This window comes from Pseudomonas sp. Marseille-Q1929 (genome assembly GCF_017316265.1).
GTDB lineage: Bacteria > Pseudomonadota > Gammaproteobacteria > Pseudomonadales > Pseudomonadaceae > Aquipseudomonas.
On record NZ_JAFLWU010000005.1, the window covers coordinates 182,643 to 198,407 of the forward strand.

Consider the following 15,765-nt stretch of genomic DNA (forward strand, 5'->3'; position numbering starts at 1 on the left):
TTTGCAGGCCGGGCATTTTCAGATGTCCCGCAAAAATCAGGACTGACTGGATGGCGTCGGGGTTGCCGGCGTTACAGTCGGGGTAGCCGCGGGCGTTGGCGCAGACACCGAGTTGGCTGTCGAAGCGGTAGGCGCAGCTGCAGGCTTGGCGACCACTGCCGGCTTGGGCGCTGTGGGCTTTTTAGCGGCCGCTGGCTTCTTCGCCGCAGGTTTTGCGGCTGGCTTGGCCACTGCGGGTTTGGCCGCAGGTTTTGCTGCTGCCGACTTGGCAGCCGGTTTCGCGGCAGCCGTTTTAGCAGCAGGTTTGGCCGCCGCTTTGACGGCGGGTTTCGCCGTGGGCTTGGCCGCCGCTTTGGCGGCTACAGGTTTAGCGGCTGACTTGGCGGCCGGTTTGGCCGCTGCGGTTTTTGCCGCGGGCTTGGCAGCTGGTTTAGCAGCGGCTTTTGCGGGTGCCTTGGCCGCAGGTTTTGCAGCAGGCTTGGCAGCGGCTTTCACCAGAGGTTTGGCGACGGTTTTAGCAGCCGGTTTGGCAGCCGCCGTTTTAGCGGCAGGCTTGGCGGCGGCGGTTTTCACTGGAGCCACTTTGGCGCCGGTGAGTTTCTCGATTTGCTTGGTCAGGGTATCGACCTTGCTGTGCAGTGCCTTGACTTCAGCCTTGCTCGGCACGCCCAGGCGCGAAATGGCGCTGTTAAGGCGCTTGTCCAGAGCCCCTTCAAGCTCACCCCAAGTCCCCAGCACTTGTTTCTTCGCATCACTGATGCGCGAACCAGCAGTGGCTTTGGCAGCCGTGACTTTTTTGCCCACTGCGCTATTGGCTACTTTCTCGGCCTTCTCGCCGTCTTTAACCAAGGTCTCGAAGAGTTTGCTGCCGTCACTGTCGATCTTCGAGTAAACGCCTAAACCAGCCAGCCAGATCTTGCGGGAATATTCTTCAACTTTCCCGACCCACGAGCTGCCTTCTTTCTGAGGTTTCTTTTGAACAGCCATCCCGATGTCTCCTTAGTGTTTACGCGCGACACGTTCGAGCAATGCCGTCAGCTCTTCGAGCTTAGCAGAGAGTGTCTCCACGTCATGTTTAGACGCAATGCCGATTCGATTCAAGGCACTTGCAACACGAGTGTCAAAAGCTTTTTCAACTTTATCCAGCTGAACTTCTACCAGACCTTTGACGGAGGAGACATTACTCTTTACTTGGTCAATCTGACTGTTGGCGGCTTCAAGTTGTTCAACTGCAACTTTTTTGCCTTTGCTTTCAACATGTTGACCTGCCTTAACGAGTTCCTTGAAATACTCGCTGCCCTCGCTTCCGACCTTGGCATAGGCACCAAGACCTGCCAGCCAGATCTTGCGGGCGTAGGTTTTAACGTCGCTCAGGGCAGTGGTCTGGGTGTCGACTTTTTTCTTCAAGATAACTTTGGCCATGGTGCACCTCACGCAGAATAGGGTGGAGGAACGGCCCGCAGGAGTTGAGGGCTTGGGCACAAAGTAGGAGGAAAAATTAGAATCGGCACCCTAGAACACTCGGATCACGCCAATGCTTTATCCAACGCCTTCTCGATTTCGGACTTGATGGTGCCACTCATGGCCGACATCAACAGCCCCAGTTCCACATCAATACGCAGCGAATCGTCCGCCACTAATACCGTACCTTTAACCCCCGAACGCTTGAGGTTCAAGGTATCGCCAGACCATGACGGCTCCAGGCCATATTGCTCCTTGAGTTTATGCGCCAACTTCTCGGCCTTTGCCCGCGCGGCTTCTTTACCCAGGGAATGTGCACGCTCAACAGTAATACGGGCCATTGCAATGACTCCTCTTTATAGCGGTTTGGATACCTTCGATGCGGCAAAAGGTCTCGGTGACCACCCATCTTACCTTCAGCCTTGCCAAGACAAAGCAGGCCTTGGGGATTATCATGTGCCGCATTCTCTTTTGGTGACAGCGATATGACTGATCAGCGCAAAGGCAGCGATGCCGAACCCACCACTCACTTCGGCTTCAAGAACGTCCCGGAAAGCCAAAAGGCGGAAAAAGTCGCTGAGGTGTTCCACTCCGTTGCGGCCAAGTACGACCTGATGAACGACGTGCTCTCCGGCGGCATGCACCGCCTGTGGAAGCGCTTCACCATCGAGCTGTCGGGCGTACGCACCGGCAACCGCGTGCTGGACATCGCCGGCGGCACGGGCGACCTGGCGGCCAAGTTCTCCAAGCTCGTCGGCCCCACCGGCCAGGTGGTACTGGCAGACATCAACGGTTCGATGCTCAAGGTCGGTCGGGACCGCCTGCTCGACAAGGGTGTGGCCGGCAATATCGAATTCGTCCAGGCCGACGCTGAAAAGCTGCCGTTCCCCGACAACCATTTCGACTGCGTGACCATCGCCTTCGGCCTGCGCAACGTGACCCATAAAGAGGACGCGATCCGCTCGATGCTGCGCGTACTCAAGCCGGGCGGCCGCCTGTTGGTGCTGGAGTTCTCCAAGCCGACCAACGCGATCATGTCCAAGGTCTACGACACCTATTCCTTCGCCTTCATGCCGTTGATGGGCAAGCTGATCACCAATGACGCCGAGAGCTACCGCTACCTGGCCGAATCGATCCGCATGCACCCCGACCAAGAGACCCTGAAGTCGATGATGGTAGAGGCAGGTTTCGACCGCGTGACCTACCACAACATGACCTCCGGCATCGTTGCCCTGCACCGCGGCATCAAGCCCTGATGCTGTTCCAGGGCCTTCTCGCCAGCGTCGAACACGGCCTCAACCGTGTCCTGCGCCTGGACAGCACCGCCCTGGCGCGGCTCGCGCACTTGACCGGCAAAGTGATTGCCGTCGACTGCCGCAGCCCCGCCTTGCAGCTGTTTATCCTGCCCAGCGATGAAGGCCTGCTGCTCGCCAGCACCTGGGCTGCCGAGGCCGACTGCACCCTGCGTGCGCCGGCGTCGAGCCTGTTGCACCTGGCCCTGAGCCGCAACAAGACGGCGATCCTGCACAGCGCCGAAGTGGAGCTGGAAGGCGACAGCTCGGTGCTGATGGACCTGGCCGCTGTATTGCAAGACCTGGAACTGGACTGGGAATACGAGCTGTCACGCTGGATCGGCCCCGTGGCCACCCAGTTGATCAGCGGGCACCTGCGCAGCCGTTCGCGCTGGTACCAGCAAGGGTTCGCCAGCCTCAACCAGAACCTTGCCGAATACCTGAGCGAAGAATCGCGCACCCTGGTCGGAGAACGGGAAGCGCAAGCGCGCTTTCGTGAACTCGACAAGGCCAAAATCGACCTGGAACGCCTTGAGGCGCGCTTCGAGCGCCTGAGCCGTTCCCTTGATCCAAGCGATAACGCATGAAGCTGCTCGCCGTCCGCCGTTTGTTTCGTATCCAGCGCGTCGTAATCCGCTACCAACTCGATGACCTGCTGTTCGCCCTGCCCCTGCCGTGGTTCCTGCTGGCGGTGCGCTATGTGCTGCCGTGGCGCTGGTTCCCGCGCAAGAAGCTGGAGCTGAGCCGTGGCGCGCGCCTGCGCCTGGCGTTGCAGGACCTGGGGCCGATCTTTATCAAGTTCGGGCAGATCCTCTCGACCCGCCGCGACCTGCTGCCCGAAGACATCGCCGATGAGCTGATGCTCTTGCAAGACCGCGTGCCGCCGTTCGACTCCCAGCAGTCGATGAAGCTGATCGAGGAACAGCTGGGGCAGAAGATCAGCGAAGTGTTCAGCCGCTTCGACGTCGAGCCGCTGGCCTCGGCCTCGGTCGCGCAAGTGCACGCCGCGCAGCTCAAGAGCGGCGAAGAAGTGGTGGTGAAGGTGATCCGCCCGGGCCTCAAGCCGATCATCGGCCAGGACCTCGCGTGGCTGTTCATTCTCGCCCGCGCCGCCGAGCGCTTCAGCGCCGATGCGCGCTTGCTGCACCCGGTGGATGTGGTCGCCGACTACGAAAAAACCATCTACGACGAACTCGACCTGCTGCGTGAAGCGGCCAACGCCAGCCAGCTCAAGCGCAACTTCGAAGGCTCAGAGCTGCTGTACGTGCCTCAAGTGTATTGGGACTGGTGCCGCCCGAAAGTGCTGGTGATGGAGCGCATCTACGGCGTGCAAGTGACCGACCTCGCGACCCTGGCCGACCAGCGCACCGACATGAAGATGCTCGCCGAGCGCGGCGTGGAGATCTTCTTCACCCAGGTGTTCCGCGACAGCTTCTTCCACGCCGACATGCACCCCGGCAACATCTTCGTCAGCACCGTCAACCCGTGGAGCCCGCAATACATTGCGATCGACTGCGGTATCGTCGGCAGCCTCACGCCGCAGGACCAGGACTACCTGGCACGCAACCTGTTCGCCTTCTTCAAGCGCGACTACCGCCGCGTGGCGCAGTTGCACATCGATTCAGGCTGGGTGCCGGCCGAGACCAAACTCAACGAATTCGAAGCGGCGATCCGCACGGTGTGCGAGCCGATCTTTGAAAAACCGTTAAAGGATATTTCCTTCGGCCAGGTGCTGATGCGCCTGTTCCAGACTGCGCGGCGTTTCAATATGGAAGTGCAGCCGCAGTTGGTGCTGCTGCAAAAAACCCTGCTGAACATCGAAGGCCTGGGCCGCCAGCTGTACCCGGACCTCGACCTGTGGAACACCGCCCAGCCGTTCCTCGAACGCTGGATGCGCGAGCGGGTCAGCCCGAAAACCCTGCTGGGCAACCTGCACAGCCAGGTCGAGCAACTGCCGCACCTGGCCAATATGACCCGCGACCTGCTGGAACGCATGTCCCAGCCCCACGCCAAAGACCCCGCGCCGCCGTGGCAAAAACGCAAGGACGACTGGTTCCTGCGCCTGCTCGGCGCCGCGCACCTGACCGGCGGCATCGTGCTCGCCCTCGGCGGGCCGTTGAATGCGCTGGGCTACTGGCCGGCTGGCATCATGGTCGCCGTGGGTGTTTATCTGATCGTGCGTCGATAGCCGATCCGGTTATACACTGTCGCAAATTGCCGGAGCCGAACATGAAAGACTGGCTGGACGAGATCAAGTGGGACAGTGACGGCCTGGTGCCGGCCATTGCCCAGGACTACAAGACCGGGCGCGTGCTGATGATGGCCTGGATGAACCGCGAGGCCCTGAGCCTCACCGCCACTGAGCAGCGCGCCATTTACTGGTCACGTTCGCGTGGCAAACTGTGGCGCAAGGGCGAAGAGTCCGGGCACGTGCAGACCCTGCACGAGATGCGCATCGACTGCGACGCCGACGTGGTGATCCTCAAGGTCGAGCAGATCGGCGACATCGCCTGTCACACCGGCCGTCACAGCTGCTTCTACCGCGTGTTCGAGAACGGCGAGTGGAAGGTTGTCGAACCGGTGCTCAAAGACCCGCACGCCATCTATTCCGCAGGACACTAGACATGAGCGATACCCTGAACCGCGTGGCCCAGGTGCTGGAAGACCGCAAAGGCGCGGACGCCGACAGCTCCTATGTCGCCAGCCTGTACCACAAGGGCCTGAACAAGATCCTGGAAAAGCTCGGCGAAGAATCCGTCGAGACGATCATCGCCGCCAAGGACGCGCAAATCAGCGGCGATTGCAGCGATGTGATCTACGAAACCGCCGACCTCTGGTTCCACAGCCTGGTCATGCTCGCCCAACTGGGGCAGCATCCGCAGGCCGTGCTGGATGAACTGGACCGTCGCTTCGGCTTGTCCGGGCATGCCGAAAAGGCATCACGCCCGTCCGCCTGAATAACTTTTACTGAGGATTTGCAGCATGGGTATTTTTGACTGGAAACACTGGATCGTCATTCTGGTGGTGGTGGTATTGGTATTCGGCACCAAGAAACTCAAGAACCTGGGCACCGACGTCGGCGAATCGATCAAGGGCTTCCGTAAAGCCATGAACGACGACGAAAAACCTGCCGACCCGGCCGCCAATCCAGTGCCACCGGCGCAGCCTGTGCACCCGCAGGCCACCCAGCCGATCACCGAGCGTCGCACCTTCGACGTGCAGGCTGAGAAAGTCGAAGAGCCGACCCGCAAAGACTCGTGAGCACTGACTAATGTTTGGTATCAGCTTCTCTGAACTGCTGCTCGTCGGCCTCGTGGCCTTGTTGGTACTGGGGCCGGAACGCCTGCCCGGTGCCGCACGCACGGCCGGCCTGTGGATCGGGCGCCTGAAACGCAGTTTCAACGCGATCAAACAGGAAGTTGAACGGGAAATCGGCGCCGACGAGATCCGCCGGCAGCTGCACAACGAACACATCCTGTCGTTGGAGCAAGAGGCCCGCAAGATTCTCTCGCCGGTGCAGGAGCCTGCCAAACCGGTTGAGCCTGTAGCCGAACAGAGCATCGCACCTGCGCCGGTTGTCGAAGCCACACCTGTTGCGCCCTCCGAGCCTGCGCCGACGCCTGCTGCGTCGCCCGCGCCCCATGACCCTACATTGCCGCCGCGAGCCCCATGAGCGCTGATAAACCGGAAAACGACCAGCATATGCCGCTGGTCTCGCACCTCACCGAGCTGCGTACCCGCCTGCTGCGTTGCGTAGCGGCGATCTTCATCATCTTTGCCGGGTTGTTCGCCTTTACCCAGCAGATCTACACCTTCGTCTCCACGCCCCTGCGCCAGTACCTGCCGGCCGGCGCGACGATGATCGCCACCGATGTGTCGTCGCCGTTCCTCACGCCGTTGAAGCTGACGATGATGGTGTCGCTGTTCCTCGCGATCCCGGTGATCCTGCATCAGATCTGGGGCTTTATCGCACCGGGCCTGTACAAGCATGAGAAGCGCATCGCGGTGCCGTTGCTGGTGTCGAGCATCTGCCTGTTCTATACCGGCATGGCGTTCGCCTACTTCCTGGTGTTCCCGCTGATCTTCAAGTTCTTCGCCGCTGCCACCCCGGCCGGCGTGGAAATGATGACCGACATCACCAGCTACCTCGACTTCGTGATGACGCTGTTCTTCGCCTTTGGCGTAGCCTTCGAAATCCCCGTGGCCGTGGTGCTGCTGGTGTGGATCGGCGTGGTCAACGTGGCGTACCTGAAGAAGATCCGCCCGTACGTGATCATCGGCTGCTTTGTGGTCGGCATGATCCTCACGCCGCCGGACATCTTCTCCCAGACCCTGCTGGCCGTGCCGATGTGGATGCTGTTCGAGATCGGCATCCTGTTCAGCAGCCTGATCACCAAGCGTGGCGACCACCCGGATGATCAGCCAGCTGACGACGACCAGCCGCCAGCGACCCAGCCGTGAACCTGCTGCTGCTTGAGGAGGCCGACTTCATCGCGGCCGACCGCGTGGTGCTGCGTGACCGGCGCCTGGTGCACATGCAGGAAGTCCACCGCGCCGCCGTCGGCGACAGCCTGCGCGTAGGCCGCATCGGCGGGCTGATGGGCAACGCGCAGTTGCTGCGCCTGGAGGCCAGTGAAGCGGAGCTGCAAGTCAGCTTCGACCAGCCGCCCCCGGCAAAACTGCCGCTGACCCTGCTGCTGGCCCTGCCTCGCCCGAAAATGCTGCGCCGGGTCCTGCAAACCGTGGCGGCCATGGGCGTGCCCAAGGTCGTGCTGCTCAACAGTTACCGCGTGGAAAAAAGCTTCTGGCAGACGCCGTTCCTGGAGCCCGAGGCGATTCGCGAGCAATTGATCCTGGGCCTGGAACAGGCGCGGGACACGGTGCTGCCCGAAATCATCATCGAGAAGCGCTTCAAGCCGTTCGTCGAAGACCGCCTGCCGGCCATGGCCGCAGACACGTTGGGTTTGATCGGCCATCCCGGTGATTACCCGGCTTGCCCGCGTGGGTTGGATGAGCCGGTGACCCTGGCGATTGGCCCGGAAGGTGGCTGGATTCCCTATGAGGTGGACCTGCTGGCCAAGGCTGGCCTGCAACCGGTACAGCTGGGCGCGCGCATCCTTCGGGTTGAAACCGCCGTTACTGCCCTTCTCTCTCGCCTGTTCTGACCCAACCCCAAACAACACCGCAGTCTCCATGTGGGAACTGGCTTGTGTGGGAGCTGGCTTGCCTGCGATAGCGGTGGGTCAGCTTGCACATTTGCTGCTGATACACCGCTATCGCAGGCAAGCCAGCTCCCACATTTGACCTGCGTCGCTACAGAATCCCCGACACATGCCGATACTCTCTGAATAAGTCCAAGCCTTGTTCCAGGGGAGTTCGCAGCATGTATCGTTGGTTAGCCGAAAAGCTGGGGAATGTCAGCGTCAAATCCAAGCTGGGTGTAGGTTTTGGCCTGGTATTACTGCTCACACTCATGATCACCTTCACCGGCTGGAGCGGCCTGAGCGGCGTGATCAGCCGTGGTGACAAGCTGGGTTTCATCTCCAGCCTCAATGAGCTGACCAAGGACCTGCGACTGGCGCGCCTGGACTACGAAATGCGCCGTGGCGAACAAGGCCCGAGCACAGTCAACGCGCTGCTGGTGCAACTGGAAGCCGGCCTGAAAACCGCTGACAGCCTGATCGATCAGCCCGCCGACAACCTCCTGGTGGACGACCAACTGGTCGCCGTCGATCAATACCGCCGCGCCTTCGAGGCCATGGTCCAGGCCGGTGCCAACCGTGAAAACGCGCGCAGCAAGCTGGGCGACACCGCCGACAACGCGGTGGTCAAGGTCGGTGAGATCGAGAAAGCCCTGCTGCAAGGCGACAGCGTCAGCCAGTTCAACAGCGTGGTGGACCTGAGCAAGTTGATTCAACAGGCGCGCTTCCAGGTGCGCGGCTACACCTACAGCGGCAAGGTCGAAGCCGAGCAGCCCGCGCTGGATGCCATCGACAATGCCCTGAAGAAAATCACCGGCCTGACCGGGCAGATCCCTGATCAATATTCGACCAACCTGCAACAGGCCAGCGTTTCGCTGCAAGCCTACCGCGCGGCTGTCAGCCAGTACCGCGACTCCCAGGTGGCCACCGCCGCGGCGATGAAAATCATGGCCGAGCAAGGCGACATCCTGCTCGACCGCAGTAAAAAACTCACCGCGTCGCAGACCGTGGTCCGCGACACGGATGCCGCACAAGCCAAGCAATTGTTGGCGCTGGCCACCGCGCTGGCGCTGGTATTCGGCCTGATCGCCGCGTGGGCCATCACCCGCCAGATCATCATCCCGCTGAACCAGACCCTCAAAGTCGCCGAGCGCGTAGCCTCCGGCGACCTGAGCCACAACCTCGACTCCGCCCGCCAGGACGAACTGGGCCAACTGCAACGGGCCATGCAAAGCATGACCGTGGGCCTGCGTGAGTTGATCGGCGGCATCAGCGACGGCGTCACCCAGATCGCCAGCGCCGCCGAGCAACTGTCGGCCGTGACCGAACAGACCAGCGCCGGGGTCAACAGCCAGAAAGTCGAGACCGACCAGGTCGCCACCGCCATGAATGAAATGGCCGCCACCGTGCAGGAAGTGGCGCGCAACGCCGAGGAAGCCTCCGAAGCCGCCGTCGCCGCGGACCAGCAAGCCCGCGAAGGCGACAAGGTGGTCGGCGAAGCCATTGCCCAGATCGAACGCCTGGCCACCGAAGTCGGCAACTCCACCCTGGCCATGGGCGATCTGAAACGCGAAAGCGACAAGATCGGCAGCGTCCTCGATGTGATCAAATCCGTGGCCCAGCAAACCAACCTGCTGGCCCTCAACGCCGCGATCGAAGCCGCCCGCGCCGGTGAAGCCGGACGTGGCTTCGCGGTGGTGGCCGATGAAGTGCGCAGCCTGGCCCAACGCACGCAGAAGTCCACCGAAGAAATCGAAGAACTGATCGTCGGCCTGCAAAGCGGCACCCAGCAAGTGGCGACCATCATGGACAACAGCCGCGGCCTCACCGACAGCAGTGTCGAGCTGACCCGCCGCGCCGGCGCCGCACTGGGCAACATCACCCGCACGGTCTCGACGATCCAGGCGATGAACTCGCAGATCGCCACCGCCGCCGAGCAACAGAGCGCCGTGGCCGAGGAGATCAACCGCAGCGTGCTGAATGTGCGTGATGTGTCGGAACAAACCTCTTCGGCCAGCGAGGAAACCGCCGCTTCCAGTGCGGAGTTGGCGCGCCTGGGGATTTACCTGCAAACGTTGGTAGGACGTTTCCGCATCTAACAGTTTGTGAAATTTCCTACGCCGTTATCAGCCCGGTAGCCGCCCAAATCGATTTAGCGTTTCCGTTACTGCGAGAAACGCTTTTTCAGATTGGGAGGTGCACCATGTTTCTTCGGCTGACCCGCTTGCTGGTCAACGCCAGCGTCCGCCTCAAGCTTGCCCTGGGTTTTGGGCAGGTTCTGGTGCTCAGCCTCGCCATTGCCGTAACCGGCTGGCAGGCGCTGAATGCCGTGCTTTACCGTTCAGGCAACCTGAGCGCCCTCGGGCAACTGGCTGCTGATGCCCAGGCCATGCGGGCCGACCGCATCGTGTACCGTACCCTCACCGACACGGCCAGCCTGGGCAAGATGGCAACCCACATTGAAAAGATCGAACGGCACCTGGCGTTCTTTGCGGGCCGCATGCGTGACCCTGCCGACCAACAGCGACTTGAGCAGGCGGCGCACCTGGTGGCCGGCTTCAAGGCTGCACTGGTGGAACTGCCGCCGCTGATCGAGCAACGCGAGAACACCCGCAAGCCCCTCAGCAAAACCGCGTTGCAAGCCAGCGACACCCTTGCTCAAGTGGCCAGCGAACTGCCGGATCAGCAAGACCAACAAGCGCTCGACAGCATCGAAGACCTGCGCCGGGCCATCGCCCAGGCCGAAGACAGCGCCGTACGCCCCGCCTGGGCCGCAGTGTCGCTGCAAGCCTATGCCGAGGCCGTCGGCGCCACCCTCGATGCCCTGGATGTCGCCCTGGCCGCCGTCACCCGCCTGCCCGTTGACGCAACGCTGCTCAAGACCGACCTGGCCCACTATCGCGAGCAACTGCAACGGCTCAAGGAAGCGCAGGTCACCACCGAAACCGCACAGAACCGCTTTGAGCAACAACTCGATCAGTTGCTGGAGCAGAGCGATCAACTGAGCCAGGCCCAGACGCTCATGCGCGACCAAGAGGCCCGGCACACCCGCACCCTGCTCATCGGGGTGACCGCCACCGCTTTGCTACTCGGCGCTCTCGCCGCGTGGTGGATCGCCCGGCAGATCGCGGTGCCATTACGCCAAGTGCTGGCGGCCGCCCATCGTGTCGCCCGCGGCGACTTGAGCCGCGACCTCCCGGCAGAGCGCCGTGATGAACTGGGCCAGTTGCAGCGCAGTATGGGAGAAATGACCGGCCATCTGCGCACGCTGATCAGCGGTATCGGGGATAGCGCCCGCCAGATTGGCAGCGCCGCTTCGCAGTTGGCGGCGGTCAGCGAGCAGACCCGCGACGGCATCCATCAGCAGAAAGAAGAAACCGACCAAATGGCCACAGCCATGAATGAAATGCTAGCCACCGCCCAGGAGGTCGCCCGCCACGCCGAGCAAGCATCAGTGGCGGCCCATGAGGCGGATCAACAAACCAGCATCGGTGACCAGGTGGTGACCCAGGCGGTTGAACACATCGGTCATCTTGCCGATGAAATGACCCGCGCCAGCCAGGCGATGGTGGCGCTGCAACAGGAAAGCCAGAAGATCGGCAGCGTGCTGGAAGTGATCAAGTCGGTCTCCCAGCAAACCAATTTGCTGGCCTTGAACGCCGCCATCGAAGCCGCACGGGCCGGCAGCGCAGGCGAAGGGTTCGCCGTGGTCGCCGATGAGGTGCGTAGCCTGGCTCAACGCACCCAAGCCTCGGCCGAAGAAATCGAAGAACTGATCCGCAGCCTTCATGCCGGCACCCAGCAGGTGGCCGATATCATGCACAGCAGCCGTACCTTGACCGACAACAGCGTCGGCCTGACCCACAATGCCGGCGACGCGTTGGCGGCGATTGCCGACACGGTGTCGATCATCCAGGAAATGAACCCGCAGATCGCTGCTGCCGCCGAGGAGCAAAGCGCGGTGGCCGAAGAGATCAATCGCAGCGTGTTGAAGGTGCGCCATGTGTCCGAACAAACCGCCGCCGCCAGTGAAGAAACGGCGGCGGCGAGTGTTCAGTTGACGCGGTTGAGCGTGGACTTGCAGGCGCTGGTGGGCAAGTTCAGGTTATAGAACCTGACGCAGGAAGGCCTGGGCGCGCGGGTCTTTCGGCGCGTCGAAGAACTCGGCCGGGGCTGCGTCTTCCAGCAGTTTGCCGTGATCGAAGAACAGCACCCGGTCGGCCACTTCACGGGCAAAGCCCATTTCGTGGGTGACGCAGACCATGGTCATGCCTTCCAGGGCCAGGGTTTTCATCACGTCCAGCACTTCGCCGACCATTTCCGGGTCGAGGGCCGAAGTGGGCTCGTCGAACAGCATCACCTTGGGCTCCATGGCCAGCGCGCGGGCAATGGCTACACGTTGCTGTTGGCCGCCGGAAAGGCGCGAGGGGAACTCGTTGGCCTTCTGCGCAATGCCGACCTTTTCCAGCAACGCCAGGGCCTTGGCCTCGCGCTCTTTCTTGCCGCGCTTGCGCACGACTTTTTGCGCCAGGCAGAGGTTTTCCAGCACGGTCATGTGGGGGAACAGGTTGAAGTGCTGGAACACCATGCCGACTTCGCGACGATAGGCGTTCACGTCGGTCTTCGGGTCGGCCAGTTGCAGGCCGTCGATGCTCACCGAGCCCGAGTCGAATTCTTCCAGGCCATTGAGGCAGCGCAGGAAGGTGGACTTGCCGGAACCCGACGGGCCGATCACTACCAGCACTTCGCCCTTGGCCACCTGGGTGGTCACGTGGTCCACCGCGCGCACCACATGGCCACGGGTGTCGAAGACTTTTACCAGATCGCGGACTTCAATCACTTTGCGCGAGCCTCCGCTCAAGCCGGCTGGCCATTTTCGACAGCGGCAGGTTGATCAACAGGTACAACCCTGCGACGCAGAACAGGATTTCAAACGGCGAGAACGAAGTGGTGATCACTTCGCGGCCACTTTTGAGCAGCTCGGTGATGGCAATCACCGAGACCAGCGAGGTGTCTTTCACCAGGCTGATAAACTGCCCGGCCAACGGCGGCAGCACGCGCTTGAACGCCTGCGGCAACACCACGTGGCGCATCGACTGGCTGGCGCTCAGGCCCAGGGAACGGGCGGCTTCGTTCTGGCCACGGGTGATCGACTGCACGCCCGCGCGCACGATCTCTGCCACATAGGCACCGGTGAACAGCGACAGCGCGGCGATCCCGGCGAATTCCCGGGACAGGTTGAGCACCGTGCCGATAAAGAAATAGAAGATGAAAATCTGCACCAACAGCGGCGTTCCACGCACCAGTTCGACGTAGATCGTCGACAGATCGCGCAAAGTGGGGTTGTTGGACAGCCGGCACAAACCGGTCGCCAAGCCAATCGCCAGCCCGAGGATGCCGGACACCACCGATAGCCACAGCGTGGTCCACAAGCCCCACATCAACGGGCCCAGCGCCCAATGCCGGGTCACGCCGATCACATCGCCTTCGGCCACGTCATCGCCGCGCGCCACTTGCAGGCTGTTGTCGGCCACGGTCAGCTTTTGCTCGGCGCCCGAGTCGTTGCGCAGGGTCACTTCGGCGACGTCGCCTTTGCGCACCAGCTCGACCACGGTGGAAATATCCGCCGCGCGCTGGGACGTTTCAGCTTGATAAGCGAAGTACTGCGGTACGCGGTTCCAGCGCCACTCGTAGGACATCAACGAGGTGGCGTAGTACAAGGCGCCGGCCAGGCCAACCAGCACGACCACGGTCAGCAGGTGCCAGGGCCATTGGGCTTTTTTCTGTTTCATTTCACTTTCCGGGATGTGTATCGCCTGTCAGGCCGTCATCGCGGGCAAGCCCGCTCCCACATTTTGATCTGTGAACACCGTCAAATGTGGGAGCTGGCTTGCCTGCGATGGGTGCAACTCGGTTTCAGCCTTATTCCATGTCCTTGAGCCACTCGGAGCTCTTGAACCACTTGTCATGGATGCGATCGTAGGTGCCGTCGTTACGGATCTGGTGCAGGAAGTTGTTGATGAAGTTGATGCTGTCGTAATCGCCTTTTTTCAGGCCAAACGCCAGGGGCTCGAAGGTGAACGGTTCTTCGAGGAACACCAGCTTGCCGTTACCGACTTTCTTCTCGGCGACCACGTTGTACGGCGCGTCATACACAAAGGCATCGGCCTTGCCGTTGACCACGTCCAGCACGCCTTCTTGCTCATTGTCATAGCCGTGGTACTTGGCTTTGGAGATCAGCTTTTTGGCAACCATCTCACCGGTAGTGCCCAGCTTGGAGGTCAGGCGATATTTCTCATCGTTCAGGTCTTTGTAGGACTTGATGGTGCCTTCCAGGTCCTTGCGGATCAGCAGGGTCTGGCCGACCACGATGAACGGTTCGCTGAAGTTCAGGCGCAGGTTACGCTCCTGGGTCAGGGTCATGCCGCTGCCGATCATGTCGAACTTGCCGGTCAGGAAGGCCGGGATGATGCCGTCGTAACCGGTGGACACCAGCTCCAGCTTGACGCCCATGGACTTGGCCATGGCCTTGAGGATGTCCACTTCGAAGCCGATGATTTCACCGCGCTTGTCGGTCATTTCGAACGGCATGTAGGTCGGGTCCATGCCGACTTTCAGCGTGCCACGCTTGACCGCATCGTCGATCGCACCGGCCTGGGCCGCATTGGCCGCGACCAGCGCGGTGACGCCGAGCAGCAGCATCGAAAGATACTTTTTCATCATCAAGTCCCCTGAACGATTCTTATAAGGTCGGCGCGCAAAAGGGCGGCACCATATCGGGGTGCGATCCTAACCCACTCGCTGCCCGTCACAAAGGTTTCACGGGCATTTGTTGTCGGCGTATGTCAGAAAAGCCCCACAAAATCCGGGGTAACCACAGGGGCAGACGCTTCAGCGCCTGTGCTCGGCAATCGACTGATGTGTAAGCAGTTATGACTTTCACTCAACGTCCGCCATCCAGGCCGTGTCCTTGAACCACTTGTCGTGCAGCCGATCATAAGTGCCGTCCTGGGCCACCTGGTTGAGGAAGTGGTTGATCCAGTTGAGGCTGTCGTAATCGCCCTTTTTCAGGCCGAACGCCAGGGGCTCGTAGGTGAAGGGTTGTTCAAGGGCAAACAGGCTGGCGTTTTCCGGGCGGCTGATGGCGATCAGGTTATAGGGCGCGTCGTGGACAAACGCATCGGCCTTGCCCTCCACCACTTGCCGCACGCCTTGTTCCGGCGTGGTGAAACTGCTGAGCCGGGCCGCCCCCAGGAACCGTTGCGCCGCCAGCTCCCCGGTGGTGCCTTGCGTGGCCGCGATCCGGTAGCCCGCGTCATCCAGGTCTTCGATGCTGGTGACCTTGCCCGCCAGGCTGGGGTGCAGCAGCACGGTCTGACCCACCACCATGAAGGCATCGCTGAAATTCAGCTTGAGATTGCGTTGCTGGGTGACAGTCATGCCGCTGCCGATCAGATCGAACTGCTTCGCCAGCAGCCCCGGCAGCAGCTCGGTGTAGGGCACCGCGACCAACTCCAGCTCAACGTCCAGCGCCCGGCTCATGGCGTAGAGCAAGTCGATTTCGAAGCCGACGATGCGCCCCTGCCGGTCGGTCATTTCAAAGGGCACATAGGTGGGCGTAGTGCCCACCTTGAGCACGCCGCGCCGCACCGCGTCATCCAGGGCGCCGGCAAACAGCGGGCCACTCTCCATCAATGCGACAGCGCCAACCAGCAACGCCGAACAATACCTCTTGAACATGAATATCCCCGTGACGAGTCAAATTTGCGGGGCGATGCTAACCCAGCCGCAGGCACGGCAATACGCCTCGC

Annotated in this window: 18 protein-coding genes; 11 read left to right on the forward strand and 7 right to left on the reverse strand. The window is 61.5% G+C overall.

Going from position 1 to position 15,765, the window contains the following annotated elements; genetic code table 11:
- Positions 1–36: 36 nt before the first annotated feature.
- The 3 genes from J1G37_RS09275 to J1G37_RS09285 form a co-directional block, all read right to left on the reverse strand.
- A complete protein-coding gene (locus J1G37_RS09275) occupies positions 37–987 on the reverse strand; it encodes a phasin family protein (RefSeq protein ID WP_207041292.1) in 951 nt (316 codons plus the stop codon).
- A 12-nt stretch (positions 988–999) separates the two neighbouring features.
- The gene (locus J1G37_RS09280) at positions 1,000–1,422 is read right to left on the reverse strand and encodes a phasin family protein (RefSeq protein WP_124525436.1); all 423 of its coding nucleotides are present in this window, start codon (positions 1,420–1,422) and stop codon (positions 1,000–1,002) included.
- A 104-nt stretch (positions 1,423–1,526) separates the two neighbouring features.
- Positions 1,527–1,802: a polyhydroxyalkanoic acid system family protein gene (locus J1G37_RS09285; protein WP_124525435.1), complete on the reverse strand. Its 276-nt coding sequence runs from the start codon at positions 1,800–1,802 to the stop codon at positions 1,527–1,529.
- 144 nt (positions 1,803–1,946) lie between these two features.
- On the opposite strand from J1G37_RS09285, the gene ubiE reads away from it, so the two are divergent.
- The 11 genes from ubiE (at position 1,947) to J1G37_RS09340 (ending at position 12,065) form a co-directional block, all read left to right on the forward strand.
- Entirely contained in the window at positions 1,947–2,717 is a 771-nt protein-coding gene (gene ubiE, locus J1G37_RS09290; protein WP_017738839.1) for a bifunctional demethylmenaquinone methyltransferase/2-methoxy-6-polyprenyl-1,4-benzoquinol methylase UbiE, read from the forward strand.
- Positions 2,717–3,340 carry an SCP2 sterol-binding domain-containing protein gene (locus J1G37_RS09295; RefSeq protein WP_017738838.1) on the forward strand — a complete coding sequence of 208 codons (624 nt, stop codon included), beginning with the start codon at positions 2,717–2,719 and terminating at the stop codon, positions 3,338–3,340. Before ubiE ends, J1G37_RS09295 begins: the two co-directional genes overlap by 1 nt.
- Positions 3,337–4,941 carry a ubiquinone biosynthesis regulatory protein kinase UbiB gene (ubiB, locus tag J1G37_RS09300; protein WP_207041294.1) on the forward strand — a complete coding sequence of 535 codons (1,605 nt, stop codon included), beginning with the start codon at positions 3,337–3,339 and terminating at the stop codon, positions 4,939–4,941. Before J1G37_RS09295 ends, ubiB begins: the two co-directional genes overlap by 4 nt.
- 41 nt (positions 4,942–4,982) lie before the next feature.
- Entirely contained in the window at positions 4,983–5,375 is a 393-nt protein-coding gene (gene hisI, locus J1G37_RS09305; protein ID WP_012721796.1) for a phosphoribosyl-AMP cyclohydrolase, read from the forward strand.
- A gap of 2 nt (positions 5,376–5,377) precedes the next feature.
- A complete protein-coding gene (locus tag J1G37_RS09310; protein ID WP_003209299.1) occupies positions 5,378–5,710 on the forward strand; it encodes a phosphoribosyl-ATP diphosphatase in 333 nt (110 codons plus the stop codon).
- A gap of 25 nt (positions 5,711–5,735) precedes the next feature.
- On the forward strand, positions 5,736–6,014 hold the full coding sequence (locus J1G37_RS09315; RefSeq protein WP_003171180.1) for a twin-arginine translocase TatA/TatE family subunit: 279 nt from the start codon (positions 5,736–5,738) through the stop codon (positions 6,012–6,014).
- A 10-nt stretch (positions 6,015–6,024) separates the two neighbouring features.
- The gene (tatB, locus tag J1G37_RS09320) at positions 6,025–6,426 is read left to right on the forward strand and encodes a Sec-independent protein translocase protein TatB (RefSeq protein ID WP_207041296.1); all 402 of its coding nucleotides are present in this window, start codon (positions 6,025–6,027) and stop codon (positions 6,424–6,426) included.
- Positions 6,423–7,214 (forward strand): twin-arginine translocase subunit TatC, encoded by a 792-nt coding sequence (tatC, locus tag J1G37_RS09325; protein ID WP_017738833.1) that lies wholly within the window; start codon positions 6,423–6,425, stop codon positions 7,212–7,214. Before tatB ends, tatC begins: the two co-directional genes overlap by 4 nt.
- Positions 7,211–7,918, forward strand: coding sequence for a 16S rRNA (uracil(1498)-N(3))-methyltransferase (locus tag J1G37_RS09330; RefSeq protein WP_207041297.1), 708 nt, complete (start codon positions 7,211–7,213; stop codon positions 7,916–7,918). The genes tatC and J1G37_RS09330 overlap by 4 nt, the downstream gene beginning before the upstream one ends.
- 218 nt (positions 7,919–8,136) lie before the next feature.
- Positions 8,137–10,053, forward strand: coding sequence for a methyl-accepting chemotaxis protein (locus J1G37_RS09335; protein ID WP_207041299.1), 1,917 nt, complete (start codon positions 8,137–8,139; stop codon positions 10,051–10,053).
- A gap of 104 nt (positions 10,054–10,157) precedes the next feature.
- A complete protein-coding gene (locus J1G37_RS09340) occupies positions 10,158–12,065 on the forward strand; it encodes a methyl-accepting chemotaxis protein (RefSeq protein WP_207041302.1) in 1,908 nt (635 codons plus the stop codon).
- Here the strand turns inward: J1G37_RS09340 and J1G37_RS09345 are convergent.
- The 4 genes from J1G37_RS09345 to J1G37_RS09360 all read right to left on the reverse strand — a co-directional run bounded on the left by J1G37_RS09345 (position 12,060) and on the right by J1G37_RS09360 (position 15,694).
- On the reverse strand, positions 12,060–12,794 hold the full coding sequence (locus tag J1G37_RS09345) for an amino acid ABC transporter ATP-binding protein (RefSeq protein ID WP_017738829.1): 735 nt from the start codon (positions 12,792–12,794) through the stop codon (positions 12,060–12,062). The genes J1G37_RS09340 and J1G37_RS09345 overlap by 6 nt on opposite strands.
- Positions 12,787–13,746, reverse strand: a complete 960-nt coding sequence (locus J1G37_RS09350) for an amino acid ABC transporter permease (RefSeq protein WP_207041303.1) — start codon at positions 13,744–13,746, stop codon at positions 12,787–12,789. Before J1G37_RS09350 ends, J1G37_RS09345 begins: the two co-directional genes overlap by 8 nt.
- 130 nt (positions 13,747–13,876) lie before the next feature.
- Positions 13,877–14,674 (reverse strand): transporter substrate-binding domain-containing protein, encoded by a 798-nt coding sequence (locus J1G37_RS09355; RefSeq protein ID WP_026137058.1) that lies wholly within the window; start codon positions 14,672–14,674, stop codon positions 13,877–13,879.
- A 219-nt stretch (positions 14,675–14,893) separates the two neighbouring features.
- Positions 14,894–15,694, reverse strand: coding sequence for a transporter substrate-binding domain-containing protein (locus J1G37_RS09360; protein ID WP_207041305.1), 801 nt, complete (start codon positions 15,692–15,694; stop codon positions 14,894–14,896).
- Positions 15,695–15,765 lie beyond the last annotated feature (71 nt).

Bases quoted from the DNA above. Each gene is read 5' to 3' on its own strand.
- J1G37_RS09360 (WP_207041305.1), bottom strand. From the start codon at position 15,694: ATGTTCAAGAGGTATTGTTCGGCGTTGCTGGTTGGCGCTGTCGCATTG.
- hisI (WP_012721796.1), top strand. From the start codon at position 4,983: ATGAAAGACTGGCTGGACGAGATCAAGTGGGACAGTGACGGCCTGGTG.
- ubiB (WP_207041294.1), top strand. From the start codon at position 3,337: ATGAAGCTGCTCGCCGTCCGCCGTTTGTTTCGTATCCAGCGCGTCGTA.
- tatC (WP_017738833.1), top strand. From the start codon at position 6,423: ATGAGCGCTGATAAACCGGAAAACGACCAGCATATGCCGCTGGTCTCG.
- J1G37_RS09355 (WP_026137058.1), bottom strand. From the start codon at position 14,674: ATGAAAAAGTATCTTTCGATGCTGCTGCTCGGCGTCACCGCGCTGGTC.
- J1G37_RS09295 (WP_017738838.1), top strand. From the start codon at position 2,717: ATGCTGTTCCAGGGCCTTCTCGCCAGCGTCGAACACGGCCTCAACCGT.
- J1G37_RS09340 (WP_207041302.1), top strand. From the start codon at position 10,158: ATGTTTCTTCGGCTGACCCGCTTGCTGGTCAACGCCAGCGTCCGCCTC.
- J1G37_RS09280 (WP_124525436.1), bottom strand. From the start codon at position 1,422: ATGGCCAAAGTTATCTTGAAGAAAAAAGTCGACACCCAGACCACTGCC.
- J1G37_RS09285 (WP_124525435.1), bottom strand. From the start codon at position 1,802: ATGGCCCGTATTACTGTTGAGCGTGCACATTCCCTGGGTAAAGAAGCC.
- J1G37_RS09335 (WP_207041299.1), top strand. From the start codon at position 8,137: ATGTATCGTTGGTTAGCCGAAAAGCTGGGGAATGTCAGCGTCAAATCC.
- J1G37_RS09275 (WP_207041292.1), bottom strand. From the start codon at position 987: ATGGCTGTTCAAAAGAAACCTCAGAAAGAAGGCAGCTCGTGGGTCGGG.
- J1G37_RS09350 (WP_207041303.1), bottom strand. From the start codon at position 13,746: ATGAAACAGAAAAAAGCCCAATGGCCCTGGCACCTGCTGACCGTGGTC.
- J1G37_RS09310 (WP_003209299.1), top strand. From the start codon at position 5,378: ATGAGCGATACCCTGAACCGCGTGGCCCAGGTGCTGGAAGACCGCAAA.
- J1G37_RS09315 (WP_003171180.1), top strand. From the start codon at position 5,736: ATGGGTATTTTTGACTGGAAACACTGGATCGTCATTCTGGTGGTGGTG.
- tatB (WP_207041296.1), top strand. From the start codon at position 6,025: ATGTTTGGTATCAGCTTCTCTGAACTGCTGCTCGTCGGCCTCGTGGCC.
- ubiE (WP_017738839.1), top strand. From the start codon at position 1,947: ATGACTGATCAGCGCAAAGGCAGCGATGCCGAACCCACCACTCACTTC.